This is a genomic window from Leptothrix cholodnii SP-6, assembly GCF_000019785.1.
In the GTDB taxonomy this organism is placed as follows: Bacteria; Pseudomonadota; Gammaproteobacteria; order Burkholderiales; family Burkholderiaceae_C; genus Sphaerotilus; species Sphaerotilus cholodnii.
Genome location: NC_010524.1, coordinates 1,882,325 through 1,906,285 on the forward strand (window position 1 = coordinate 1,882,325; position 23,961 = coordinate 1,906,285).

The window sequence follows — 23,961 nt, forward strand, 5'->3', positions numbered from 1 at the left end:
TGCTTTCCCGCTTGGGTGCCCGGCCTGGCCGGGCACCATCTCTTCATCGTTTTGGCACTTCGGTGCGATGGAGAGCAGGGCATGGTCCAAGCGGCGCAAGCGGTCGTCACGGGTGTCGAGCAGGAGCCACCGGCAGCCCCGGCCCGGCCGGTGGTCGACCGCGCCCTGCTGATCCAGGGCATCGAGCTGCAGAACCAGGGTCAGCTCGACCCGGCGCAGCGCATCTTCGAGCTCTACCTCGACCACCATCCGGCTGATCCTGCGGCGCTCTATTCGCTGGCGGTGATCCTGCTCAAGCGACCCGAGTCCGGCAAGGCGCGGGCGCTGCTCGACCGTGCCGTGCAACTGGCACCGCACTTCGCGCCGCTGTGGTTCGCGCACGGCACCGCGCTGCAAGGCGCGGGCGAGCGCGAAGCGGCGTTGCAGAGCCTCGACCGCGCGCTGGCCATCCAGCCCGACTACACCGAGGTGCTGATCAACTCCGGCGTGCTGCTGCGCGAGTTGCTGCGCCACGCCGAGGCGCTGCAGCGTTTTCAGCGTGTGCTTGAGATCAAGCCGCAGCACGAGACCGCGCTGGCCAACTGCGCCGTGCTGCTGACCGATTTCAAGCGCAGCGAAGAGGCCACCGCGATGTTCGAGCGCCTGCTCGCCATCAACCCCGATTACGACTACGGCCTGGGCATGCTCTGCTACGAGCGCCTGCACCGCTGCGACTGGACCGATTTCGACGCCAGCGCCGACGCCATCCTGGCCGGCGTGCGCGAGGGCCGGCGCAGCAGCAAGTCGCTTGCCGTGATGGCCTTGAGCGACTCTGCCGCCGACCACCAGACCTGCGCCCGCACCTTTTCCGCGCACCGCTATCCGCCCAGCGCCCAGCCGCTGTGGCGCGGCGAGCGCTACCGGCACGACCGCATCCGCATCGCCTACGTCTCGCCGGACCTGCGCGAGCACCCGGTGGGCCACCTGATGGCGGGCATCTTCGAGCGCCACGACAAGAACCGCTTCGAGACCATCGCGATCTCGCTGGGCATCGACGACGGCAGCCGGCTGCGCTCGCGCATGCTGGCGAGCTTCGACCACTTCATCGACGCGCGGCTGATGGGTTCGCGCCAGATCGCCAGCAGGATGCGCGAGATGGAGGTCGACATCGCCATCGACCTGGCCGGCTACACCGCCGACTCGCGCAGCGAGATCTTCGCCGAGCGGCCCGCGCCGGCGCAGGTCAACTACCTCGGCTACCCCGGCACGCTGGGTAACGGCTACATGGACTACATCGTGGCCGACCGCCACGTGATCCCGCCCGAACACCAGGGCTTCTACGACGAGCGGGTGGTCTACCTGCCCGACAACTACCTGCCCGCCGCGTCGGGCGTGCAGATCGCCGAACGCACGCCCAGCCGCACCGAATGCGGCCTGCCCGAGAGCGGGCTGGTGTTCTGCTCGTTCAACCACGACTACAAGATCTCGCCGCACATCTTCGCGGCCTGGATGCGCATCCTCGCCGCCACGCCGGGCAGCGTCCTGTGGCTGATGTCGCGCGGCGCCGCCTCGCAGCGCAACCTGCGCGCGGCCGCACAGGCGCAGGGCGTGGCGCCCGAGCGGCTGGTATTTGCGCAGCGCGTGCCGCGGGTCGAAGACCACCTGGCGCGATACCGTCAGGCCGACCTGTTCCTGGACACCCATCCCTACAACGCCCACACCACCGCCGCCGACGCGCTGCTGGCCGGCCTGCCGGTGCTGACCTACAGCGGCAACGCCTTTCCGGCACGCGTGGCCGGCAGCCTGCTGCACGCGGCGGGCCTGCCCGATCTGGTCACGCACAGCCTGTCCGACTACGAGGCGCTGGCCGTGCGCCTGGCGCAGCAGCCCGCGCTGCTGGCCGACTGCAAGGCCCGGCTGGCGGCACAGCGCGAGCGCTGTGCGCTGCTCGATGCCGACGGCTTCACGCGCAACCTCGAGGCGATCTACATCGCGATGTGGCGCAACAGCCAGCTCGGCGGTGTGCGCGACGCGCTCGGTGCTTGAATCCTGATCCGATCCTGATCTGATACGCCTGCCGACCCGCCTCGCGCGGTCGCCGACCATCCAACCCCACGGAGTTTTCATGTCCTTTGCGAGCATCAACGAGATCCACCGCCGCAAGACCGGCAAGGTCAGCGACAAGTGGGCGTCCTACCTGCCGTACTACGACCAGCTGTTCGCACCGCTGCGCGAGCAGCCGATCCAGCTGCTGGAAATCGGCGTGCAGAACGGCGGCTCGCTCGAGACCTGGGCCGAATACTTCGGTGCCGCGACGACGCTGATCGGCTGCGACATCGACCCCAAGTGCGCCGGCCTGCGCTACACCGACCCGCGGGTGCAGATCGTGGTGGGCGACGCCAACCAGCGCCCGGCCTTCCAGGCCATCACCGCCATCACGACCGCGCTCGACGTGGTGATCGACGACGGCTCGCACGTCTCGCGCGATGTCATCAACTCCTTCATCAACTACTTCCCGCTGCTGCAGCCCGGCGGCATCTACGTGGTCGAGGACGCGCACTGCCTCTACATGGATGCCTACGGTGGCGGCGTGCTCAACGAGTACGGCGCCTATGCCTTCTTCAAGCGCCTGGTCGACATCGTCAGCTTCGAGTTCTGGGAGAACGACCTGGGCATCGCGCCGTTCCTGCGCACCTTCTTCGAGGCGCGTGCCGTGCCGGCCTTCATCGGGCAGGGTTGGATCGAATCGGTGGAGTTCCGCAACTCGATCATCACCATCCGCAAGGCTCAGTCGCCCACGCACAAGAAGCTCGGCGAGCGCCTGACGGTGGGCGACCAGACGCTGGTGCAGGACTGGGGCGGCAACCGCCCGGGCGCGGCCTGACTGGCCGGTCGGCGCCGAACAGTCGGGCGAAGCGGCGTTTTCTTGAGGCTTTGCCCCAGCCTGCGGCATGAAAGACTGCCCGACATGAACCACACGGCCGTCGTCATCCCGATCTACCAGCGCGAGCTCCCGGCGCTGGACCAGCTCTCGCTCGATCATTCGCTGCCGCTGCTGCGCGGGCGTGACGTCTGTTTCATCGCGCCGCACGGGCTCGACGCCGGCTATTACGCCGAGCGCTACCCGGGCGTGCCGGTGCTGCGCTTTGCCGATCACTACTTCGCGTCGGTCAAGGGCTACAACCTGCTGATGCTGTCGCCGGACTTCTACCGGCAGTTCGCCGACCACACCTTCATGCTCGTGCTGCAGACCGATGCGGTGCTGCTGCGCGACGACCTCGATCACTGGGCCGCCCAGCCCTTCGACTATGTCGGCGCACCCTGGCCCGACGGCATCGAGGTGATGGTGCAGGTCGACCGTTTCGCCGACGGCCACGGCAAGAAGGTGCGCGCGCACGTCGGCAACGGCGGGCTCAGCCTGCGGCGCATCGACAAGTGCATCGGCCTGCTCGACGAGTTTCCGCAGGCACTCGGCCTGTTTCGCCACAGCGGATCCAACGAGGACATCTACTTCGCGCTGATGGGCCTGCTGTCGCGCGATTTCGTGCTGCCCAACGAGATCGAGGCCTCCACCTTCGCGATGGAGCTCAAGCCCTCGCACTACCTGCATGCCAACGGCGGCTGCTGGCCGATGGGGGGGCACGCCTGGTGGAAGTACGAGCCGGCGTTCTGGGCGCCGCGTCTGCAGGGCGTGCCGGTGCTCGACGTGCCGGCCCTGGCAAGCGCGCCGCGGCGCAGCGGCGCGAGCAGCGCCGAACGAGCCCTCGCGCCGACCTGCTGAACGGCCGTGCTTTCCTGATCCGCTGACCCACAGGCACCTGAATGTCTTCGTCCCGCGCGTCCGATCCCGCCGCCGCTCCGGGCCCGGCCATTGCCGCCCCGGATGCCGCGCCGGAAGGTGCCGTGCCGAGCGACGACGCGCTGCTGTCGGCGGTGCTCTGGCTGTGCCGCCACCACGGCATCGACCGCACGCCGCACTCGCTGCTGTCGGGTCTGGGCATCTCGCAGCTGCTGACCCCGCCGCTGGCGGTGCGGGTGCTGCAGGAGGCCGGCTTCAACGCCAGCGTGGTCGACCGCGAGCCGCGCCAGATCCTGGCCCTGCTGCTGCCGGCGATCCTGCTGCTCAAGAACGGCGACGCCTGCGTGCTGCTCGAGCGCGTGGTGCGCGGCAAGGACCTGCGCTACCGCATCCTGATGCCGCCGGCCGACGCCGGCGATGCGCCGGTCGAGGTGCTGGCCAGCGAGGACGAGCTGCTGCAGGAGTATTCCGGCTACGTGCTGATGGCCACGCCGCGCCTGGGCGCCACCGCGACTGCCAACCGCGCCGCCATCGACGACATGCTGGTGCCCGGCCGCCACTGGCTGTGGGGCACGCTGCGGCGCTTCATGCCCTATTACCGCGGCGCCATGCTGGCGGCGCTGCTGAGCAACGTGCTGATGCTGTTCATCGGCCTGTTCACCTCGGTGGTCTATGACCGGGTGATCCCGCACAAGGCCTTCGTCACGCTGTGGTCGCTGGCCGCCGGCGCCGGGCTGGCGATCGTCTTCGACCTGATCGCGCGCCAGCTGCGCAGCCACCTGATCGACCTGGCCGGCAAGAAGGCCGACCTCGCGCTGGGTGCGATCCTGTTCCGCAAGGCGCTGTCGATCCGGCTCGAGAACCGGCCGGAATCGTCGGGCTCGTTTGCGCACCAGCTCGCGCAGCTCGAGGTGGTGCGCGATTTCTCGACCTCGGCGACGATGTCGGCGATCAGCGACCTGCCGTTCATCGTGCTGTTCATGGCCATGATCTGGTTCGTCGCCGGTGAACTGGTGGTGGTGATGCTGGTGGCGGTGCCGCTGGTGCTGTTGCTGGCGGTGGCGGTGCAGCAGGTGCTGCGCCGCTCGATGACCGCCAACCAGCGCCAGATGGCCGACATGCAGGGCCTGCTGATCGAGACCATGGAAGGCATGGAGGCGGTGCGCGCAGCCAGCGCGCAGGGCCATTTCCAGCGCCAGTACGAGGAGAGCAACGCGATGGCGGCGCAGACCTCGCTGCGCTCGCGCGCGCTGATGAGCTGGGTCAACAACGCCACGATGGTGTCGCAGCAGCTGATCACGGTGGTGATGCTGGTGTGGGGCGTGCACCTGATCGCCGACAACCAGCTGACGGCCGGTGCGCTGATCTCGGCGGTGATGTTCGCCGGCCGGGTGGTGGCACCGCTGGGTGGCGTGGTCAGCCTGGCGTCGCGCTACCAGGGCGCGCGCGCCGCGCTGCGCGTGCTCGACAACCTGATGGCCCAGCCGAGCGAACGCGAGGAAGGCCGGCGCTACCTGCCGCGCAGCGCGATCCGCGGCCAGCTGGGCCTGCGCGACGTCAGCTTCCAGTACCAGGCCCCGCAGGCGATGGGTCAGGCGCCCGGTCCGACCGTGCTCAAGGGCATCAACCTGCGCATCGAGGCCGGCGAGCGGGTGGCCATCCTGGGCAAGATCGGCAGCGGCAAGTCGACCGTGCTGCGCCTGCTGGCCGGGCTCTACATGCCCACCGAGGGCTACACCGAGGTCGACGGCATCGACCTGCGTCAGATCGACCCGGCCGACTACCGCGCCCAGGTCGGTTTCGTGGCGCAGGAGCCGCGGCTGTTCCGCGGCAGCTTGCGCGACAACATCCTGCTCAGCCGCCCGCATGCCGGCGCCGACACGCTGGCCGAGGTGCTGCGCCTGACCGGGCTCGACCGTGTCGCCGCCGCGCACCCGTCGGGCATCGACCTGCCGGTGGGCGAGGGCGGCAACATGCTGTCGGGCGGCCAGCGTCAGCTCGTCGCGCTGGCGCGCTGCCTGGTGACGCAGCCGCAGGTGCTGCTGATGGACGAGCCGACCAGCTCGATGGACGCGCAGAGCGAGGCCCAGTTCATCGCCCAGCTCAAGCAGACGATGGGCAGCCGCACGATGGTGGCGGTGACGCACCGCCCGGCGTTGCTCGAGGTGGTGGACCGCATCGTCGTGATCGACGCCGGCAAGGTGGTGATCGACGGCCCCAAGCAGCAGGTGCTGGCGGCGCTGGCCGGCGGTGGCGCGCCGCGGCAGGCGGTCGGCCAGGCGGCCGGTCGTGCCGTGGGCATGGAGGCGGCGCCGGCTCAGCCACCGAGCGCGCAGCGACCGCCGTTCAGCGTGGTGACCTGACATGGCGCGGCGCACGGCGAATCCCTGGCCCTGGTTGCAGGCACGCCTGCAGGCCTGCCTGCCGGCGCGCTGGCGGCGGGTCCAGGCCGAGCCGGTCGAGAACCCGTCTGCACCGGCCAGGAGCCCGGACGCACCGGCCGCCAAGCCGCGCAAGCCCGTGGGCATCCGCCGCGGCGGGCCGGGGCGACGCGCCACCGACGTCGACCGCCAGGAACCGCTGATGGGCCTGGAGGCCGAGCTGGCCGCGCTGCGCCGGGGCGAGCCGGTGCCCCCCGGCTCGGCCGCCCCCACGCCGCAACCGGCCGCAGCGGCGCGGGCGGCAACGCCGGCGGGGGCGCAGGTCACCCGCATCCATCCCGGCAGGGTGATGCGCGGCGACGCCGAGTTCCTGGAGGGTGTGCGCGAGGCGCAGGTCAACGAGGGCACGCCGCGTGCGCTGTGGGTGCTGTACCTGCTGTGCGCGATCGTGGTCAGCGTGCTGGTCTGGGCGACGCGGGCGCAGATCGATGTCGTCACCAAGGCCGAGGGCAAGGTCGTGCCGGACGCGCGCGAGCAGGTCATCGCCAGCCTGGAGGGCGGCATCCTGCGCGCCTTGCACGTGCGCGAAGGTGCGATCGTCGAGGCCGGCGACGAGCTGGTCCAGCTCGACCCGACCCGCATGGTCGCGCAGCAGAACGAGGGCCAGGCGCGCCAGACCGCGATGCGCGGCACGGTCGCACGGCTGCAGGCCGAGGTCCACGGCCGGCCGCTGGTGTTTCCACCCGAGGTCCGGGTCGACACGGCGGTGGTGGCGGCCGAGACCGAGGCCTACAACGCCCGCCGCCGCCTGCTCGACGAGGCGGTCACCGTGACCCGGCGCAGCATCAGCCTGATCGACAACGAGCTCGGCATGGCCACCTACATGTCCGAACAGGGCCTGATGTCGGAGGTCGAGGTGATGCGGCTGCGCCGCCAGCGCAACGACCTGCAGATCCAGGTGCAGGAGCGCATCAACCGCTTCCGCCAGGACGCCTCGACCGAGCTGCTGCGTCTGCGCACCGAGCTGACGCTGATCGGCGAACAGCAGGTGGTCAAGGAAGACGCGCTCAAGCGCACGGTGCTGAAGTCGCCGCTGCGCGGCATCGTCAAGAACATCCGCATCAACACGCTCGGCGGCGTGGTGCCGGCCGGCGGGGCGATCATGGAGATCGTGCCGATCACCGACCGGGTGCTGGTCGAGGCCCGCATCAAGCCGGCCGACATCGGCTTCATCCAGCTCGGCATGCCGGCCGAGATCAAGCTCAGCGCCTACGAGTACTACACCTACGGCGGCCTCAAGGGCACCATCGAGTACCTCAGCCCCGACGCCCTGACCGACGAGCGCGGCGGCCCCGACAGCAGCTACTACCGCGCGCGCATCCGCACCGACGCCAGCCACCTGCGCGGCAAGGGCGACCGCGCGCTGGCCGTGCTGCCCGGCATGGTCGCCAACGTCGAGATCCGCACCGGCGACCGCACGGTGATGGAGTTCCTGCTCAAGCCGATGCTCAAGGGCAGCGAAGCGTTCCGCGAGCGTTGATCAGCGCTCGCGCCCGGCGCGCCGCATCACCTGGGTGATCGGCTCCATCAGGTATTGCAGCGGCGTGCGTTCCTCGCCGTGCAGATAGACCTCGGCCGGCATGCCCGCCTGCAGCCGGGCGTGGGCCTCGCCGGTGACGGCCCGTTCGATCGCGTCGGGCGGCACGTCGATGGTGACGACGTAATAGGCCATGCCGTTGTCCTTGTCGACCTGACGGTCGGCGCCGACGTAGCTGACCGAGCCCTTGACCATCTGCGTGGTGCGGTACTTGAAAGCGGTGAAGCGCAGGTCGGCGCCCTGGCCGCGCTGCACGCGGTTGATGTCCTCGGTGCGGATCTGCGCCTCGACCACCAGGCGCGGATTGGCCGGCACGATCTCGCCGACCGGCTCGCGTGGCGCGATCACGCCACCCGGCGAGGTGATGCGCAGGCCGATCACCTCGCCGTCGACCGAGGCGCTCAGCACCTGGCGCTTGGACGCGTCGGTGGCCTTGCGCAGCTCCTGCTCGATCTCCTGCACCCGCACGTTGGCGACCTTGAGCTGGTCGCTGGCCTGCTGGCGGTAGTCGTTGCGGCTCTGGCTCAGGCGCAGTTCGATGTCGCCGATGCGCTGGTCGGCGCGCGCCATCTCGGCGCTGCGTTCGGCCATCTTGCCGCGGTAGTCGGCGATCGAGGCTTCGAGCTGCATCACCTGGGTCTCGGACACCAGGCCCTGTTTGGCCAGGCTGGTGTTGAGCGCCAGCTCGCGCGACTGCGCCTGGATCGAGTCGCGCGCGTTGCCGATCTGGGCCTGCAGCGAGGCGATCTCCTGCTGGATCTTGGCGCGCTGCTTGACCAGCAGGCCGGCCTGGCTGTCGAGCGCGTGCAGGCGGGCGGTGAACAGCGCCAGTTCCTTGTCCATGTGCTCGCGCACCACCGGGTCGTCGCGGCCGGCGGCGATCAGCTCGGGCGGGTAGGCCAGCGTCTTGCCACCGGCCTGCTCGGTTTCGAGCCGCGCCAGGCCGGCGCGTTCGGCCAGCAGGCGCTGCATCAGGCGGGTCTTGTCGGCGTTGACCGAGACGTCGCCGAGTTCGATCAGCGGATCGCCGGCACGCACCTTCTGGCCGTCGCGCACGTAGACGGCGCGCACCGTGCCGCCTTCGGCGTGCTGGACGATGCTGCGGTTGAGGTCGACCTTGACGTGGCCCGAGGCCACCACCGCCGAGGCCAGCGGCGCAAAGCTCAGCCAGGCCAGTGCCGGCAGCAGCAGCACGCCGCCGATCAGCCGGCCCTGGCGGGTGATGGCGCGGGCCTTGGCGAGGTGCTGGCCGACGAGGTCGAATTGGGCGTCACGCGGTGACGGAGCAAGAGCGGGCAGTTGCATGGTTCAGACCTTGGCTTGAGCGGCGGGGGCCGCTTGGGCTGCCTGGGCGGCTTGCGCCGCACGGGCCAGCGACACGACCTGGCCACCGGCGGGCGCGTGGCCGCCACGCAGGGCGGCGAGCACCTCGTCGGTGCGGCCGAAATGGGTCTGCCGGCCGCCTTCGATGACCAGCATCTTGTGCACGTGCTGGGTCAGCGTCTGGCGGTGCGTCACCACCACCACGGTGGCCTTGCCCTGCAGGCGCTTGAGGGTCTCGGCCAGTGCCAGTTCACCGGCGCCGTCGAGGTTGGCGTTGGGTTCGTCGAGCACCACCAGCTTCGGATTGCCGTACAGCGCACGCGCCAGCGCGATGCGTTGCCGCTGTCCGGGTGACAGCAGCGCCGCGTTCGGGTCGACCTGGGTGTCGTAGCCGTCGGGCAGGCCGAGGACGAGTTCGTGCACGCCGGCGAGCTGGGCCGCCTCGACCACCAGGCCCGGGTCGACCGGGCCCATGCGGGCGATGTTGTCGGCCACGCTGCCGGCAAACAGCTCGACGTCCTGCGGCATGTAGCCGATGTGCGGGCCGATCTGCTCGCGCGTCCAGCGCGACAGGTCGACCCCGTCCAGGCGCACATGGCCCTGGCTCGGCGCCCACAGTCCGATCAGCAGCCGCACCAGCGTGCTCTTGCCGGCGCCGCTGGGGCCGAGGATGGCGAGCGACTCGCCGGCTTCGAGCCTGATCGACACGCCCATCAGCAGCGTGCGCTCGCTGCCCTGCGGGCGAAACACCAGCCCCGTCGTGCTGAGCTGGCCGTTCGGCGCCGGCAGCGCCATCTGCGGCCGGCGGTTGAAGGCCTCGCTCATCAGCGGATCGAGGCGGCGCCAGGCCAGTCGCCCTTCGGCCATGATCTTCCAGCTGCCGACGATCTGTTCGACCGGCTGCAGTGCGCGGCCCAGCAGCATGTTCGACGCGATCAGCACGCCCGGCGTGGCCTCGCCGCGGATCACCAGCCAGGCGCCCAGCGCGGTCATCAGCACCTGCGTCAGCTGACGGGCGATGCGGGTGGCCGAGGCCATCGCCACCGAGCGCTGCGCGACCGGGTCCTGCAGGTCGGCGACCTTGGCGCTGAGCGCGTTCCAGCGCCCGACCAGCGCGTCGGCCATGCCCATCGCCTGCGCCACCTCGGCGTTGACCATGGCCTGGTCGAGAAAGCGCTGGCTGGCGCCGGCGTCCTTCTGCAGCTTCTCGATCGATTGCTTGGTCATGCGGTCGTTCGCATAGGCCAGGCCCAGCATCAGCACCGCGCTGAGCAGCGCGGCCAGCCCCAGCCACAGGTTCGCCACCGCGATCACGGCGATGAAGATCAGCGCCCAGGGCGCGTCCATCACCGCCACCAGGCCTTGCGACGAGAACAGCGCGCGCAGCCGGCCGACGTCGCGCAGCGCCTCGTTGGTGAAGGCGCCCTGGCGACGCGCGGCCACCGCCAGCGAGAGGCGGGCGATCTCGGGCGCCATCGCGTCGTTGACGATGTTGCCGAGCACGCCCTGCAGCCGGCCGCGCAGGAAGTCGAGCGCGCCGACCAGCACCAGCGCGATCGCCAGCCCGAGCAGCAGCACCAGCAGCGTTTCCTGGCTCTGGCTGGTCAGCACGCGGTCGAACACCTGCAGGCTGAACAGCGCCGGGCCGAGCCAGAGCAGGTTGATCGCCATCGAAAAGCCGGCGACGGTGCGCAGAAGTGATTTCATGCCATCCCTGTGAGCAGCGGCGAGCCCATGATGCAGACCCGCTCGGGGCGCAAGTGTCGTGGCGGCCCGTCGAGCCGGGGGATGCGGCTACTCGGGCAGGGGGCGAAATATTGCGCACCTTCGTCGGATCGATGCGGGTGGCCGCCGCAACCCGCGGTTTCACCGCCTCGGCCAAGCTCATCCGGTGAGCCTGCGGCGTCGCCTGGCGCCATGCGGCAGACCGGCACTGCCACGTTGAAGCCTTGCGCGGGGGCCGATTTCACGGCTTTCTCCGCGGCTGCGTCGGGCGCGGCAAACCGTATATTGCGGGCAGTTCCGTTTTTTCTGATTTCAGGAGTTTGCGCATGCCCCGCCGCATCGATCGATCCAGCCCTGTCGCATCCACGTCCGGCGTCTGGGCCCAGCGCCTGGGTGCCGTGACCGCCGCGGTGGCGCTGCTGCTGCCGGTGCTGGCCCAGGCCTATTGCGACGACCCGGCCGACGCCCGCAATCCCGCCCGTCCGGTGCTGCCCGACAGGGAAGCCTTCAGCGCGTCCGAGCTGTTCGACGGCCCGGCCGCCGGCAACGGCCTGGAACAGCTCGCCTCGCTGGCGCGCGAGGCGGTCGGCGCCAGCATCGACGCCCGAGGCGCCGAGCACACCCGGCGCGCCTCCGCGTTCGACCTGCAGCAGACCCAGGCCAGCGGCAAGCCGCAGATCGACCTGAACACCAGTGCCGGCATCGGCCAGTCCAGCATCGGTGGCGTGACCCAGCGCGCCGGCGGGGTCGGTTCGCTGGGGGTCAACGCCAGTGCGCCGCTCTACGACGGTGGCAAGCTCGACCAGCTGACCGACTACCGGCGTCGCCTGCTCGATGCCAGCGACAACGGCAGCGTGGCGTCGCGCGAACGTGCGGTGCGCGAGGCGGTGCTGGCGGTGATCGACCGCAACCGCTATCGCCTGCAGCTCAAGGTCTATCAACAGCAGGTCACCAAGCTGGCCTGCCTGGCCAGTTCGATCGAGCAGATCGTCAGACAGGATCGCGGCCGTGCCAGCGAACTGGTGCAGGCGCGCAAGAGCCAGCGCCAGGTCGAGATCTCCCGTGACGAAGCGCAGGCCGCGCTGCGCCAGGTCGATGCGCAGCTGCGCCGCATCGTCGGCGACAACGTCGCGCCCTGGGGCGCGGTGGGCGTGCCGCTGATCGAGCTGCCCGCGCTCAACAGCGTGCTCGAGGAGATCAACCAGAGCGCCGACGTGCGCCAGCTCAAGCTGCAGGCCGATGCCCAGGACAGCCTGGCGCGTGCCACCGCCGCCGACCGCTCGCCACAGGTGCGCTGGCAGGTCGGCGCCAACACCGGCCGCTCGGCACAGGTCACCACCCATGCCTGGAACGCCGGCGTCGCGCTGAGCTACACCCTCGACGACGGCGGCACGGTGGCGGCGGCGACCAGCGCCGCGCGTGAACGCGCCGAAGCCGCGCGCCGCGCGCTGGAGTCGGCGATCAACGAACGGGTCAAGCAGGTCAGCACCCTGCACGACGCCGCGCGCAGCGCCTTCCTGCGCGCGCGCCGCTATGCCGGCGTGCTGCAGGACAGCGACCAGCTGCGCAATTCGACCTACGAGCAGTGGTCCAAGCTCGGCCGGCGTTCGCTGTTCGACCTGATCTCGGCCGAGACCGAGCACTACCAGCTGCGCATCGCCTACGTCAACGCGCTGCACGACGGCTTCGGCGCGTCGGCGCAGTTGCGCAATGCCGGCGCGGGCCTGTTGCCCTGGGTGGCGCCGGAGCTGGCGGTGGGTCAGCCGCGCTGAACCGCCGGCCGTTCTCGCGTCAGTGGCCCGCCGCCTCGCGGTGCTCGCGGTGGTACTGGCTGACGCGCTCGACCTCGTTCTTCGAGCCCATCATCACGCTGACGCGCTCGTGCAGCTTGCCGGGCATCAGGTCCATGATGCGCTGCTCGCCGTTGGTGGCGGCACCGCCGGCCTGCTCGACCAGGAAGGCCATCGGGTTGGCCTCGTACATCAGGCGCAGCTTGCCCGGCTTGTCGGGCTCGCGCTGGTCCCACGGGTACAGGAAGATGCCGCCACGCGTCAGGATGCGGTGCACGTCGGCCACCATGCTGCCGACCCAGCGCATGTTGAAGTCCTTGCCTCGCGGGCCCTCGCGGCCGGCCAGGCACTCGTCGATGTAGCGCTTCATCGGCGGCGCCCAGTGGCGATGGTTCGACGCGTTGATCGCGAACTCGTGGGTGTCGGCCGGGATCTGCAGGTTGGACTGCGTCAGCACGAAGCTGCCGGTCTCGCGGTCGAGCGTGAACACCGCCACGCCGTCGCCCACCGTCAGCACCAGCGTGGTCTGCGGGCCGTAGACGCAGTAGCCGGCCGCCGCCTGGAACTTGCCCGGCTGCAGGAAATCCTCTTCGCTGACGCCGTGCTGGTGGCCGACCTTGCGCAGCACCGAGAAGATGGTGCCGATCGAGACGTTGACGTCGATGTTCGAGCTGCCGTCGAGCGGGTCGAACAGCAGCATGTATTCGCCCTGCGGGTAGCGGTTGGGCACGACGTGGATCGAGTCCATCTCCTCGCTGGCCATTGCCGCCAGGTGGCCGCCCCATTCGTTGGCCTCGATCAGCACCTCGTTGGAGATGATGTCGAGCTTCTTCTGCACCTCGCCCTGCACGTTCTCGCTGCCGGCGCTGCCCAGCACCTCGCCGAGCGCGCCCTTGTTGACCGAGATGGCGATGCGCTTGCACGCGCGAGCCACCACCTCGATCAGCAGCCGCAGCTGGGCCGGGATGCGGCCGTGCTGGCGTTGCTGTTCGACCAGGAACTGAGTCAGGCTGATCCGTTTGCTCATGAAAACTCCGGTAGGAAATGAGGGTCAGTCGGCCAGCGAACGACCCACGATCTCGCGGGTGTCGGGCGACAGTTCGGTGCGGGCGGCGACGCGGCACAGCGCCTCGTGGGCCGCGCTGCGGTAGGGTTCGGCCAGCACGCGCCAGCGGTCCAGGCCGCGCGCCAGTCGGGCGGCGAGCTGCGGGTTGAAGGCGTCCACCTCCACCACCTTCTCGGCCCAGAAGACGTAGCCGGCCGCATCCGCGCGGTGCAGCGCCGAGGGGTTGAGGTGGAACAGCGTGGTCAGCACGCTGCGGGCGCGGTTCGGGTTGCGCACCAGGAAATCGGGGTGATGCACCAGCGTCTTGATGCGCTGGAACACCTGTCCGTCGCGCTCGGGTGCGCCGGCCTGCAGTGCGAACCAGCGGTCGATCACCAGCGCCTCGTGCTTGAACTGGGCGTGCACCCGCGCCAGCGCCAGCTCGGCCAGCGCGTGGTGGGCGCCCAGCAGCGCGATCAGCGCGCCCTGGCGGTCGGTGAAGTTGCCGGCATCCTGGACCCGTTGATAGGCCCGTCCCGGCCAGACCGGATCGCCGCTGCGGCCGGCGTCCAGCACCAGGTGGGCCAACGCCAGGTTGGCGAGCGCGCGCCGACCGGTCGAGACCGGATCGGGGCGATAGGCGCCGTTGTCGTGGTGCGCCTCGAAGGCCCAGACCCAGTCGTCGAACAGCGCCTGGGCGAGCTGGCTGCGCATCGCCTCGCGCGCGGCGTGGATGGCCGGCGGGTCGACCGGCACGCCGGCGGCAGCCAGCTGCTCGGCGACGTAGCCTTCGCTGGGCGGTGTCAGCAGCAGGTCCTTGAAGGCGGCGTCGAGCGAGGGATCACGCAGCACGGCGCGCTGCGCGTCGATGTAGGCGGCGTCGAGCTGCAGCGGCCGGCCCGACTGCACGGCGCCCATCAGGCGCAGCAGGCCCAGGCGCTGGGCGGCTTCCCAGCGGTTGGTCGGGTCGGTGTCGTGGTGCAGCAGCGTGAACAGCTGCCGCTCGGTGGCCGCCCATTCGAGGATCACCGGCGCCGAGAAACCGCGCAGCAGCGACGGCACCGGCTCGCCGGTCAGGCCGTACAGGCCGGTGAAGACGAACGCCTGGTTCGCCTGTTCGAGCACCAGCACGCGCTCGGTGCCGCCGTACTGGGATTCGCCTTGGAGCTGCAGCAGCAGAGGGCGGCCGTCGGAGTCGAGCAGGCCCATCGCCACCGGGATCACGAACGGCAGCTTGACCGGCTGGCCGGGCGTGGCCGGCGTGTGCTGGGCGAGCGTGACGGTGTAGGTGCCGGCGCCCGGGTCGTAGTGGCCGCTGGCGCTCACGCGGGGCGTGCCGGCCTGGCTGTACCAACGCTTGAAGCTGTCGAGCCGGGTCGCCAGGTCGCTGCCCGGGTTGGCGTCGGCGATCGCCTGGGCGAAGTCGTCGCAGGTGACGGCCTGGCCGTCGTGGCGGGCGAAGTACAGGTCCATGCCGCGGCGGAAACCCTCGCGGCCGACCAGCGTCGCCATCATGCGCACCACCTCGGCGCCCTTTTCGTAGACGGTGGTGGTGTAGAAGTTGTCGATCGCCTGGTACTGCTCGGGCCGAACCGGGTGCGCCATCGGGCCGGCGTCCTCGGGGAACTGCATCTGGCGCAGCTGGCGCACGTCCTCGATGCGCTTGACCGCGCGCGCCGAGGCCACGCCGGCCATGTCCTGGCTGAACTCCTGGTCGCGGTAGACGGTCAGGCCTTCCTTCAGGCTCAACTGGAACCAGTCGCGGCAGGTCACACGGTTGCCGGTCCAGTTGTGGAAGTATTCGTGGCCGACCACCGCCTCGATGTTGGCGTAGTCGGTGTCGGTGGCGGTGGCCGGGTTGGCGAGCACGAACTTGGTGTTGAAGATGTTCAACCCCTTGTTCTCCATCGCGCCCATGTTGAAGTCGCTCACCGCGACGATCATGAAGCGCTCCAGGTCCAGGCTCAGGCCGAAGCGGGCTTCGTCCCACACCACCGAGGCGATCAGCGAATTCATCGCGTGTTCGGTCTTGTCGAGGTCGCCGGCGCGCACGTAGACCTGCAGCAGGTGATCCTTGCCCGAGCGGCTGCGCACGCACTGCTCGCGGCAGACCAGCGCGCCGGCCACCAGCGCGAACAGGTAGCTCGGCTTGGGGTGCGGGTCGACCCAGGTCGCGAAGTGGCGGCCGTTGTCGAGCGTGCCGTGTTCGACCCGGTTGCCGTTGGACAGCAGCACCGGATAGGCCTTCGCGTTGGCGCGCAGCGTCACGGTGTAGAGCGCCATCACGTCCGGGCGATCCAGGAAATAGGTGATGCGCCGGAAACCCTGTGCCTCGCACTGCGTGAAGAAGCTGCCGCCCGAGGTGTAGAGGCCCGACAGCTCGGTGTTCTTCTCGGGCGCGCAGGTGTTGCGGATCTCGAGGCTGAACGGCTCGGCCGGCAGGTGTTCCAGCACCAGCTGCTGGCCCTCGAAGCGAAACGAGATGCTCTCGCCGTTGACCAGCACGCGCGTGAGCGTGATGTCCTCGCCATCGAGGCGCAGCGGCTGGCCGGGGCGCTCGGTGTTGGGCTCGACGCTCATGCGGCTGATCACCAGCGTCTTGGCCGGATCGAGGTCGAAGGTCAGGTCGACGGTGCGGATCCAGTGCGACGGCGCGGTGTAGTCCTCACGCCGCACCACGGTGCTTGTGCCTTCACGCATGGGGATTCTCTTTTCTGGTCAGGTGAGTCGGGAGCGTGTAGCCGTTGTAGTCGGCCAGCGTGTCGATCACGTTCGGGTAGTGCGCGAAGGCGCTGCCCGGCAGCGTCGTGGTCATCACCACCGCGGCCATGCCGGCGCGCCGGGCGGCCTCGATGCCCAGCGGGGCGTCCTCGAACACCAGGCAGTTCTCGGGTGCCACGCCCAGGCGGCGTGCGGCCTCGACGAAGATGTCCGGGTGCGGCTTGCCGCGCAGGCCATCGGCCGGGCTGGTGACGGTGTCGACCAGCGCGGCGAAGCCGAAGCGCTCGAAGGCGACGGCGATGTTCTCGGGCGGCGCGGCGGTGCACACCGCCACCTTCAGGCCGCGGGCGCGGGCCTGCGCGCAGACCTCGGCGGCGCCGGCGATCAGCGTCAGCTCGCGCGCGGCGATCTCGCGGTAGAGCACCTCCTTGCGGTGCGCCAGCGCCTCGAGTTCGGCCTCGGCCCGGTCGGACCACAGGTCGCGCAGGATCTCGACGTTGGTGCGCCCGGCGGTGGCGTGGAAGAAGCCGTCCGGGTCGTCGAAGGGCAGCTCCAGCTCGGCATGCCACAGCACCCATGAACGTTCGTGCAGCGGCATGCTGTCGATCAGCGTGCCGTCCATGTCGAACAGGACCGCTTTCAACTCGTGCGGCGAACCGCTCCCGGCAGCTTCTTGCGACATCACAACCCCGATTTCAGACTGGCTTCGATGAAGGCATCCAGGTCGCCGTCCAGCACCTTCTGGGTGGCGGACGTCTCGACGTTGGTGCGCAGGTCCTTGATGCGGCTCTGGTCGAGCACGTAGCTGCGGATCTGGTGGCCCCAGCCGACGTCGGTCTTGGTGTCCTCGAGCTTCTGCTGCGCTTCCATGCGCTTGCGCATCTCGAAGTCATAGAGACGCGAGCGCAGCCGCTTCCAGGCGACATCGCGGTTGCTGTGCTGGCTGCGGCCGTCCTGGCACTGCACCACGATGCCGGTCGGGATGTGCGTCAGCCGCACCGCCGAGTCGGTCTTGTTGATGTGCTGGCCGCCCGCGCCGCTGGCGCGGAAGGTGTCGGTGCGCACGTCGGCCGGGTTGATGTCGATCTCGATCGAGTCGTCCACCTCGGGGTAGACGAACAGCGAGGCGAAGCTGGTGTGGCGCCCGCCCGACGAGTCGAACGGGCTCTTGCGCACCAGCCGGTGCACGCCGGTCTCGGTGCGCAGGTGGCCGAAGGCGTAATCGCCCTCGACCTTGATCGTGGCGGCCTTGATGCCCGCGGTGTCGCCCTCGGACTCGTCCTCGATCGTGGTCTTGAAACCCTTGCGCTCGCAGTACTTGAGGTACTGGCGCAGCAGCATGCTGGCCCAGTCGCAGGCCTCGGTGCCACCGGCGCCGGCCTGGATGTCGATGAAGCAGTTGCTCGGGTCGGCCGGGTTGCTGAACATGCGGCGGAATTCGAGCTTCTCGATCATCGCGCGCAGTTCGACCACCTCGGCCTCGATCGCGGTGATGCCGGCGAGGTCGCCCTCGTCCTTGCTCATCTCGTAGAGCTCGGTGTTGTCGGCCAGGTTGCTGCTCAGGTGGTCGATGGCGGCCACCACGTCTTCGAGCGCCTTCTTCTCGCGGCCGAGTTCCTGGGCGCGCTTGGGGTCGTTCCAGACGTTCGGATTTTCTAGCGCGGCGTTGACTTCCTCGAGGCGCTTGGACTTGTCCTCGTAGTCAAAGATACCCCCTGAGCGCCGTGGTGCGCTCGCTGAGGTCGGTCAAGGCGGTGCCGATGGCGTTGATCTGTTCGATGTCCATGGACGCGGGTCCTCTTGTGTCTTGTGTCCGCAGGCCGGGCTCCGGGTTGGCCCGGTGCCGGCCCAAAAGCACCGGATTTTCGCATGGCGCACCGCCGCCCGAGATGCCCGCGGCGCACGGTGACGAAGCGGCCGCCTCGGCAGGCCGGCCGCTCACGGCATCAGGAACGCCTCGATGTGCGCGGCCAGCGCATCCGGCTGGTCGTGATGCAGCATGTGGCCGCAGTCGTCGATCAGCACCCGGCGCAGGCGCTGCACCTCGGCCAGGCGGGTCTCGAAGTCGTCGCGCGGATAGGCCTCGGCCCACAGGTCGAACAGCCGCGTCTGCGCGCCTTCGGCCCACAGCACCGGCGCGCTGATGCGCCGCCAGCAGGCGACCGCCTCGTCCTGGCGCGCCAGCACCGGGTTGATGCGCTTGTGCGCGGCGTCGGCCAGCAGGTGGTACTGGCCGCTGTCGTCGGCGCGCGACCAGTGGCCGGCCAGCCAGAGCGCGTGAGCCGGCTGCAGGCGCGGGTTGTTCAGGCGCAGCCGCCGCGCCACCGCTTCGAGGGTCGGGTAGCTGCGCAGTTGCGGCGGCGACTTGAGGGCGTCGAGCCAGCGTTCGTAGCGCGTCGGCGCCATCGCCGCGCGGGTCGGCGGCATGCCGAAACCCTCGAGGTTGACGAGTCGGCGGATGCGCGCGGGCCGGATGCCGGCGTAGAGCATCGCCACGTTGCCGCCCATGCTGTGGCCGACCAGGTCGATCGCCTGGCCGGGCAGCAGCGTGTCGAGCAGGGCGTCGAGGTCGGCCAGGTAGTCGGGGAACCAGTAGCTGTCGGCCGGCGGCGCTTCGGTCAGGCCGAAACCGCGCCAGTCGAGCGCCAGGATGTAGCGCGGCTGCGTCAGCGCATCGACCATGAACTGGAACGACGCACCGACGTCCATCCAGCCGTGCAGCAGGATCAGCGCCGGCCGCTCGGGCGTGACCAGCGCCGGTTCGCCCCAGGTCTGGACGTGGTAACGCAGCCGATGGGCGCGCCGCACATACGGCGGATCGGCCCGCTGCTCGGGCCCGGCCACCGGCGCGGGCCGCTCGCGCAGGGTCACGAACAGCGATGTCGAGGGGCGGCTCGGCGTGTACGGCGGCAGGTCGTGGAACGTGTCGTCGGGGGTGTTCTGGGCGTCGACTGGCATGGTGCGCACTGTAGCGAGTGGCGCCAGCGTCGACACCCCGGAAGTACCGATTCGTCAGTCGACGGGGATCAGCGGCCGGGCACACGCTGGCAGCTGCGCGCGCGCTGGCGTGCCCGGGTCCGGCCGGCTCAACGAGCGCGCGACGGCATGCAGATCCACCCGGTGCAGCGTGCGGCGTTGCGCGCCGGTGCCCAGCTCGATCACGCTGTGAGGGCCCAGCGGATGGCGGGCGCTTGCGGGTGCACCGCCACGCGCGGCGCCGGGCTGTTCCCAGACGGTGTGCTCGATGTTGTACAGCCGTGGAACGATGAAACCGAAGGTGCCGCCGTCCTGGCGCACCAGCAGCACGCGCGCCGTCGCCGGGTCGGGCGGGTTCCTGCCGCCCAGCAGACTGGCCAGGCAGACCAGAGTGACCGACTGGCCACGGTGCGAAAAGAGGCCCGTCACCGCCGGATGGCCACTGATCGGGCGCCCTGTCTCGGTGGGCAGCGGCAGCACCTCGCTGACCTGCGACAGGAGCGTGGCCACTTCGTGGCCGATGTCGTAGGTGATGACCGCGTCGCCGCCGGCGCTGGCGGCCGTGCTCGACGTCGCCGAGGCCGCGCGGGCGGCTCCGTTGCCGACCTGGGCGCGCACGTTCAGGTGCGCCAGGCCTTGCAGGTCGGCATGGTCTCGCAGCACGCCGGGGCCCAGCAGCAGGTGCTGGCCATGGCCCGGCACGTTCAGCAAGGCCCGGAACAGCTCGGGCCGGCGCACTGCCAGGGGCGGCAGCGCTAGCAGGTCGCTCTCGGGCACCTGCACGAGATCGATCACCTGGCTCACCAGAAGCGCCACCAGGCCGTTCTCGTCGCGCAGCAGCAGCGCCTGGCTCGGCTCGCCGGCGGGCCGTGCGCCCAGCTCCAGCAAGGCCAGCGGGTCGACCGCCGGCAGCTGCACGCCGGCGTGTTCGATCACACCGTGGCAGATTCGCCCGTCGATCGACGAGGGCATCAGCGTCACCTGCGGCAAGGTGGCGTGCACCTCGGTCACGCCGATCGCCAGACCGATCTCGCCGCAGCGCACCAGCATCAGCGAGCGGCACGCCAGGTCCTGGCGCGGGCGGGCCGCGCCGGGCGCCGCACCACGCAGCAGCGGCACGCCGGGCAGGCGCATCAGCGCAGCGGCATCGAGCACGCTGACCACCGAGCCGTCTTCGCTGCGCTCGAAGCAGCCGCCAAACAGCAGCTCGGTGCCCGTGCTGTCCATCCGGTTCAAGCGGCCGGCGGCCAGCCGGGCGAGGCCGCGAACGCCGTCGACCAGCAGGCCGATCACGGCGTTCGCGTGGTGCACCAGCGCCACCACCTGGCCGGTGTCACGGGGTGCCGGCTGGCCCAGCAGCAGGCGCAGGTCCAGCACCGCCACCACCCGGCCACGCAGCGTGATGGCGCCCAGCAGTCCGGGGGTGTTGACGGGCAGGGCGCTGAACCGGGCCGGGCCGGGGATCACCTCGCGCAGCGCATCGATCGGCAAGGCCACCTGCGCCGAACCGATTTGCAGCACGCCGTAGACCGTGTCGGCATCGATGGTCGTGGGCGAGGCGGGTGTCTGTAGAACCGACATGGTGTGCACCGCGCCGGGTTCAGGTACGCGCCGGCTCGTGGGTGAGCTCGCCGATCAGCGTGCGGACGGCTTGCGACACGTTCTGCTGAGTCAGCGTCGACTCGGCGATGCGGCTGATCGATGCGCTGGTCTTGCCCACGCTCGTGACGATGTGCTCGAAGGCCTCCCTGGCCTGCTGCGACACCGTCGAGCCCTGGTTCACGCGGCTCGACGACTCGTCGATCAGCTTGTTGATCTCGCGCGCGGCGTCGCCGGCGCGCTCGGCCAGCTTGCGCACCTCGCCGGCCACCACCGAGAAGCCGACGCCATGTTCGCCGGCGCGCGCCGCCTCGATCGCCGCGTTGAAGGCCAGCAGGTTGGTCTGGCTGGCGATGTCGCCGATCACCTTGACGATCGCGGTGATCTCGCCTGACGACTTCTGGATCAGCGCGATCGACTCGATCGACTTGTTGAGCGCATCGAAGCCGGTCTGTGCGGTGTGCCGGGTTTCCTGGGCCAGTTCGGCGGCCGACTGGGTGCTCAGCGAGATGTCCTTGATGGCCGCAGCCAGCCCGACGATCGACTCCGACATCTCGTGGGTCTTTCGGGCCACGCGCTGCTCCAGCGCGACCTGCTCGGTGATGTCGTAGGCGTACTTCACCACCTTCGCCGGCTGGCCGTCGAGTCCGAATATCGGGTTGTAGCTGGCCTGCAGCGACACCCGGCGGCCGTACTTGCCGACCCGATTGAAGCGCTGGCTGATGAACTCGCCCTTGCTCAGGCGCAGCCAGAAGTCGCGGTAGTCGGGCGAAACGATGTCGTCGTGGTCGCAGAACATGCTGTGGTGCTGGCCCAGCACCTCGCGCCGCGAGAAGCCCATCGTGCGCAGGAAGTTTTCGTTGGCAGCCAGCACATGCCCTTCGAGATCGAACTCGATCACCGCCTGCACGCGGCTGATGGCGTTCACCTTGCCCTCGAAATCGGCATTGCGCAGCTTGGCCTGCGTCACGTCGGTGGCGAACTTGACGATCTTCATCACCCGCCCGTCCAGGTCCATGATCGGGTTGTAGGTGGCCTGGATCCAGATTTCCCGGCCGTCCTTGCCCAGGCGCTTGTATTCGCCGCCCTGGAAATCGCCGTGCCGAAGTTTTTCCCAGAAGGTCGCGTAGGCGTCGGTCTGGGCAAAGTCGGTGTCGCAGAACATCCGGTGATGCTTGCCGACGACCTCCTCGGCCCTGTAGCCCATCCAGGCCAGGAAGTTCTCGTTGGCCGCGAGCACGTGGCCCTTGAGGTCGAATTCGATCACCGCCTGCGAGCGGTCGACCGCTCGCACCTTGCCCTCGAACTCGGCGTTGCGCAGCTTCGATTCGGTCACGTCGAGCGCGTGCGTCACCACCTTCACCGGCTTGCCGTTGAGGTCGAAGATCGGGTTGTAGGTGGCACGCAGCCAGACTTCGCGCCGGCCCTTGGCGATGCGCTTGTATTCGCCACCCTCGAACTCGCCACGGCCGAGCGTCTGCCAGAAGGCGCGGTAGGCGGGGCTCCGCGCCTCGACTTCATCCACGAACAGGCGGTGGTGCTGGCCCCGGATCTCGTCGAGCGTGTAGCCGGTCAACGTCAGGAAATTCTCGTTGGCATGGGTGACGTGGCCCTGCAGATCGAACTCGATCACGGCCTGGGCCCGGTCGATGGCGGCGTACTTGTGCTGCAGTTCGGCGAGTTCGCACCCGGACTTCGTGCGGTCGCGCGCCGCAATGAGCAGTCCCTCGATCTTGCCGGCGGCATCGGTGAAGGCCGCAAAACGAGCCTCCAGCAGGCGCAGGCTGCCGTCGTGGGCAAACAGTGTCAACTGGCGCACGCAGGAGGTGCCGCCGGCGACTGTGGCGGCGATCTGCTCGATGTCTTGCGGACCGATCTGCAGCAGCGCCTCGATCGGCTCCCCCACCAGCACGTCCCGGCTGCGGCCTGAACAACGCGTCACCAACTCGTTGACGGTGCTGATCCGACGGCTGTCGATGTCGATGCGGATCAGCATCTGCGCCTCCTGCAGGAGGTTGAACGCCACGCGGCAGAGTGCGGTGTCGCAGTCGGTCGGGTGGTTGCTGGAAATCGAGGTCATGGGCGATCCTGGCGGAGTTCATTGCGCGCGGAAGCCCGCACACTGCCCGCCAATCTATTCGGAGCGCCTCCGATCAGTAGCGCATTGATGCCCTGTGTTCCGGGCTCATTTTCATTTTGGCGGATCCTGGAAACCGCCGGCCCGATACGTCAGCACCAGCGTGTCGCGGTGGCCGCCGGGTGCGGCGGGCTGGATGGGGGTGCTTTCGTGGATCACCCGCACGTCGTCGAGCAGCAGCGCGCTCCACGGTTCGTCGAGCGTGAAGCGCACGCCCAGCGGGCCGTCGGCGGCGAACACGCGCGTTTCGCCACCGACCACGCCGACCCGGTCGACCAGCAGCACGGCCACGAAGTTGACGCCGTCGCGGTGCGCGCCCTCGGGTGTCGGCCGGCCGACGCCGCCGGTGGTGTCGATGCGGAAGGCATGCGCCTCGACGAACCAGCGGCCGTCGAAGGCCGGCTCGCTGTCGGTCGGATGGGCCGCGGCGGCGAACACCTCGCCGAGCCGGCGCACCACGTCGAGAAAGGCCGGCGATTGCGCCAACTGGGCCGACAGCGGATCGAACCAGCGCAGCATGCCGCCGTGCAGCGCGTTGTAGGTGGTGGGCTGCCAGTGCGCGCGGTGCGGCACGCTGTCGAGCGTGGCGGCGCCGACGTCCTGCACCAGGCTGCCGTGGCGGCGGCGGCGGTAGCGGCCGCCGTCCTTCAGGTGGGCGTCGGGCGGCAGGTCGTTCCAGGCGGGCGCGAGCGCGCCGAGGGCCGACAGCGGCTGGTGGCTCAGGTGCGCCAGCGCGTCGGGCGCCAGGCGCGCGAATCCCTGGCTGCGCAGCAGCGCGGCGGCATCGTCGGCCTGCTCGCGGTGCAGCGCTTCGGGATGGGTGAATGAGGGCACGGGTAAGGACATGGCTGCATTTTGCCCCTGCGCTGCGGCCGGCCCGCCACCTCGC

Annotated in this window: 16 protein-coding genes; 6 read left to right on the forward strand and 10 right to left on the reverse strand. The window is 69.9% G+C overall.

Features of this window, described 5'->3' with window-relative positions; all coding sequences use genetic code 11:
• Nucleotides 1-81: 81 nt before the first annotated feature.
• From LCHO_RS08785 to LCHO_RS08805, 5 genes are all read left to right on the forward strand, one after another.
• Entirely contained in the window at nucleotides 82-2,025 is a 1,944-nt protein-coding gene (locus LCHO_RS08785; protein ID WP_012346783.1) for an O-linked N-acetylglucosamine transferase, SPINDLY family protein, read from the forward strand.
• 79 nt (nucleotides 2,026-2,104) lie between these two features.
• Nucleotides 2,105-2,863, forward strand: coding sequence for a class I SAM-dependent methyltransferase (locus tag LCHO_RS08790; RefSeq protein WP_012346784.1), 759 nt, complete (start codon nucleotides 2,105-2,107; stop codon nucleotides 2,861-2,863).
• A gap of 84 nt (nucleotides 2,864-2,947) precedes the next feature.
• Entirely contained in the window at nucleotides 2,948-3,760 is an 813-nt protein-coding gene (locus LCHO_RS08795; RefSeq protein ID WP_012346785.1) for a DUF5672 family protein, read from the forward strand.
• Nucleotides 3,761-3,801: 41 nt separating this feature from the next.
• On the forward strand, nucleotides 3,802-6,141 hold the full coding sequence (locus LCHO_RS08800) for a type I secretion system permease/ATPase (protein ID WP_012346786.1): 2,340 nt from the start codon (nucleotides 3,802-3,804) through the stop codon (nucleotides 6,139-6,141).
• 1 nt (nucleotide 6,142) lies between these two features.
• Entirely contained in the window at nucleotides 6,143-7,699 is a 1,557-nt protein-coding gene (locus LCHO_RS08805; RefSeq protein ID WP_012346787.1) for an HlyD family type I secretion periplasmic adaptor subunit, read from the forward strand.
• Here the strand turns inward: LCHO_RS08805 and LCHO_RS08810 are convergent, their stop codons facing one another.
• On the reverse strand, nucleotides 7,700-9,061 hold the full coding sequence (locus LCHO_RS08810) for an HlyD family type I secretion periplasmic adaptor subunit (RefSeq protein WP_012346788.1): 1,362 nt from the start codon (nucleotides 9,059-9,061) through the stop codon (nucleotides 7,700-7,702).
• 3 nt (nucleotides 9,062-9,064) lie between these two features.
• Nucleotides 9,065-10,786, reverse strand: a complete 1,722-nt coding sequence (locus LCHO_RS08815; RefSeq protein WP_012346789.1) for a type I secretion system permease/ATPase — start codon at nucleotides 10,784-10,786, stop codon at nucleotides 9,065-9,067.
• 344 nt (nucleotides 10,787-11,130) lie between these two features.
• On the opposite strand from LCHO_RS08815, the gene LCHO_RS08820 reads away from it, so the two are divergent.
• Nucleotides 11,131-12,576, forward strand: a complete 1,446-nt coding sequence (locus tag LCHO_RS08820; protein ID WP_012346790.1) for a TolC family protein — start codon at nucleotides 11,131-11,133, stop codon at nucleotides 12,574-12,576.
• Nucleotides 12,577-12,595: 19 nt separating this feature from the next.
• Here LCHO_RS08820 and LCHO_RS08825 read toward each other — a convergent pair whose 3' ends face one another.
• From LCHO_RS08825 to LCHO_RS08860, 8 genes are all read right to left on the reverse strand, one after another.
• On the reverse strand, nucleotides 12,596-13,621 hold the full coding sequence (locus LCHO_RS08825) for a class 1 fructose-bisphosphatase (RefSeq protein WP_012346791.1): 1,026 nt from the start codon (nucleotides 13,619-13,621) through the stop codon (nucleotides 12,596-12,598).
• A 24-nt stretch (nucleotides 13,622-13,645) separates the two neighbouring features.
• Nucleotides 13,646-16,339, reverse strand: coding sequence for an aminopeptidase N (pepN, locus tag LCHO_RS08830; RefSeq protein WP_012346792.1), 2,694 nt, complete (start codon nucleotides 16,337-16,339; stop codon nucleotides 13,646-13,648).
• Nucleotides 16,332-17,003 carry an HAD family hydrolase gene (locus tag LCHO_RS08835; protein WP_043705040.1) on the reverse strand — a complete coding sequence of 224 codons (672 nt, stop codon included), beginning with the start codon at nucleotides 17,001-17,003 and terminating at the stop codon, nucleotides 16,332-16,334. The genes pepN and LCHO_RS08835 overlap by 8 nt, the downstream gene beginning before the upstream one ends.
• 38 nt (nucleotides 17,004-17,041) lie before the next feature.
• Nucleotides 17,042-18,146 (reverse strand): peptide chain release factor 2 gene (gene prfB, locus LCHO_RS08840; RefSeq protein WP_150105440.1). Its coding sequence is split into 2 segments (ribosomal slippage): nucleotides 17,042-18,064 and nucleotides 18,066-18,146, totalling 1,104 coding nucleotides; the frame shifts between segments, so codons are not numbered across the junction.
• A gap of 152 nt (nucleotides 18,147-18,298) precedes the next feature.
• Nucleotides 18,299-19,318 (reverse strand): alpha/beta fold hydrolase, encoded by a 1,020-nt coding sequence (locus LCHO_RS08845; RefSeq protein ID WP_012346795.1) that lies wholly within the window; start codon nucleotides 19,316-19,318, stop codon nucleotides 18,299-18,301.
• Between the two features lie 54 nt (nucleotides 19,319-19,372).
• Entirely contained in the window at nucleotides 19,373-20,917 is a 1,545-nt protein-coding gene (locus LCHO_RS08850) for a chemotaxis protein CheW (protein WP_012346796.1), read from the reverse strand.
• 19 nt (nucleotides 20,918-20,936) lie between these two features.
• Nucleotides 20,937-23,015, reverse strand: coding sequence for a methyl-accepting chemotaxis protein (locus LCHO_RS23930; protein WP_012346797.1), 2,079 nt, complete (start codon nucleotides 23,013-23,015; stop codon nucleotides 20,937-20,939).
• Between the two features lie 111 nt (nucleotides 23,016-23,126).
• A complete protein-coding gene (locus tag LCHO_RS08860) occupies nucleotides 23,127-23,918 on the reverse strand; it encodes a 2OG-Fe dioxygenase family protein (RefSeq protein WP_012346798.1) in 792 nt (263 codons plus the stop codon).
• Between the last annotated feature and the right edge of the window lie 43 nt (nucleotides 23,919-23,961).

What these genes read in the sequence shown, in the direction of transcription:
- LCHO_RS08785 (WP_012346783.1), top strand. Translation starts at nt 82, where the DNA reads ATGGTCCAAGCGGCGCAAGCGGTCGTCACGGGTGTCGAGCAGGAGCCA.
- LCHO_RS08790 (WP_012346784.1), top strand. Translation starts at nt 2,105, where the DNA reads ATGTCCTTTGCGAGCATCAACGAGATCCACCGCCGCAAGACCGGCAAG.
- LCHO_RS08795 (WP_012346785.1), top strand. Translation starts at nt 2,948, where the DNA reads ATGAACCACACGGCCGTCGTCATCCCGATCTACCAGCGCGAGCTCCCG.
- LCHO_RS08800 (WP_012346786.1), top strand. Translation starts at nt 3,802, where the DNA reads ATGTCTTCGTCCCGCGCGTCCGATCCCGCCGCCGCTCCGGGCCCGGCC.
- LCHO_RS08805 (WP_012346787.1), top strand. Translation starts at nt 6,143, where the DNA reads ATGGCGCGGCGCACGGCGAATCCCTGGCCCTGGTTGCAGGCACGCCTG.
- LCHO_RS08810 (WP_012346788.1), bottom strand. Translation starts at nt 9,061, where the DNA reads ATGCAACTGCCCGCTCTTGCTCCGTCACCGCGTGACGCCCAATTCGAC.
- LCHO_RS08815 (WP_012346789.1), bottom strand. Translation starts at nt 10,786, where the DNA reads ATGAAATCACTTCTGCGCACCGTCGCCGGCTTTTCGATGGCGATCAAC.
- LCHO_RS08820 (WP_012346790.1), top strand. Translation starts at nt 11,131, where the DNA reads ATGCCCCGCCGCATCGATCGATCCAGCCCTGTCGCATCCACGTCCGGC.
- LCHO_RS08825 (WP_012346791.1), bottom strand. Translation starts at nt 13,621, where the DNA reads ATGAGCAAACGGATCAGCCTGACTCAGTTCCTGGTCGAACAGCAACGC.
- pepN (WP_012346792.1), bottom strand. Translation starts at nt 16,339, where the DNA reads ATGCGTGAAGGCACAAGCACCGTGGTGCGGCGTGAGGACTACACCGCG.
- LCHO_RS08845 (WP_012346795.1), bottom strand. Translation starts at nt 19,318, where the DNA reads ATGCCAGTCGACGCCCAGAACACCCCCGACGACACGTTCCACGACCTG.
- LCHO_RS08850 (WP_012346796.1), bottom strand. Translation starts at nt 20,917, where the DNA reads ATGTCGGTTCTACAGACACCCGCCTCGCCCACGACCATCGATGCCGAC.
- LCHO_RS23930 (WP_012346797.1), bottom strand. Translation starts at nt 23,015, where the DNA reads ATGACCTCGATTTCCAGCAACCACCCGACCGACTGCGACACCGCACTC.
- LCHO_RS08860 (WP_012346798.1), bottom strand. Translation starts at nt 23,918, where the DNA reads ATGTCCTTACCCGTGCCCTCATTCACCCATCCCGAAGCGCTGCACCGC.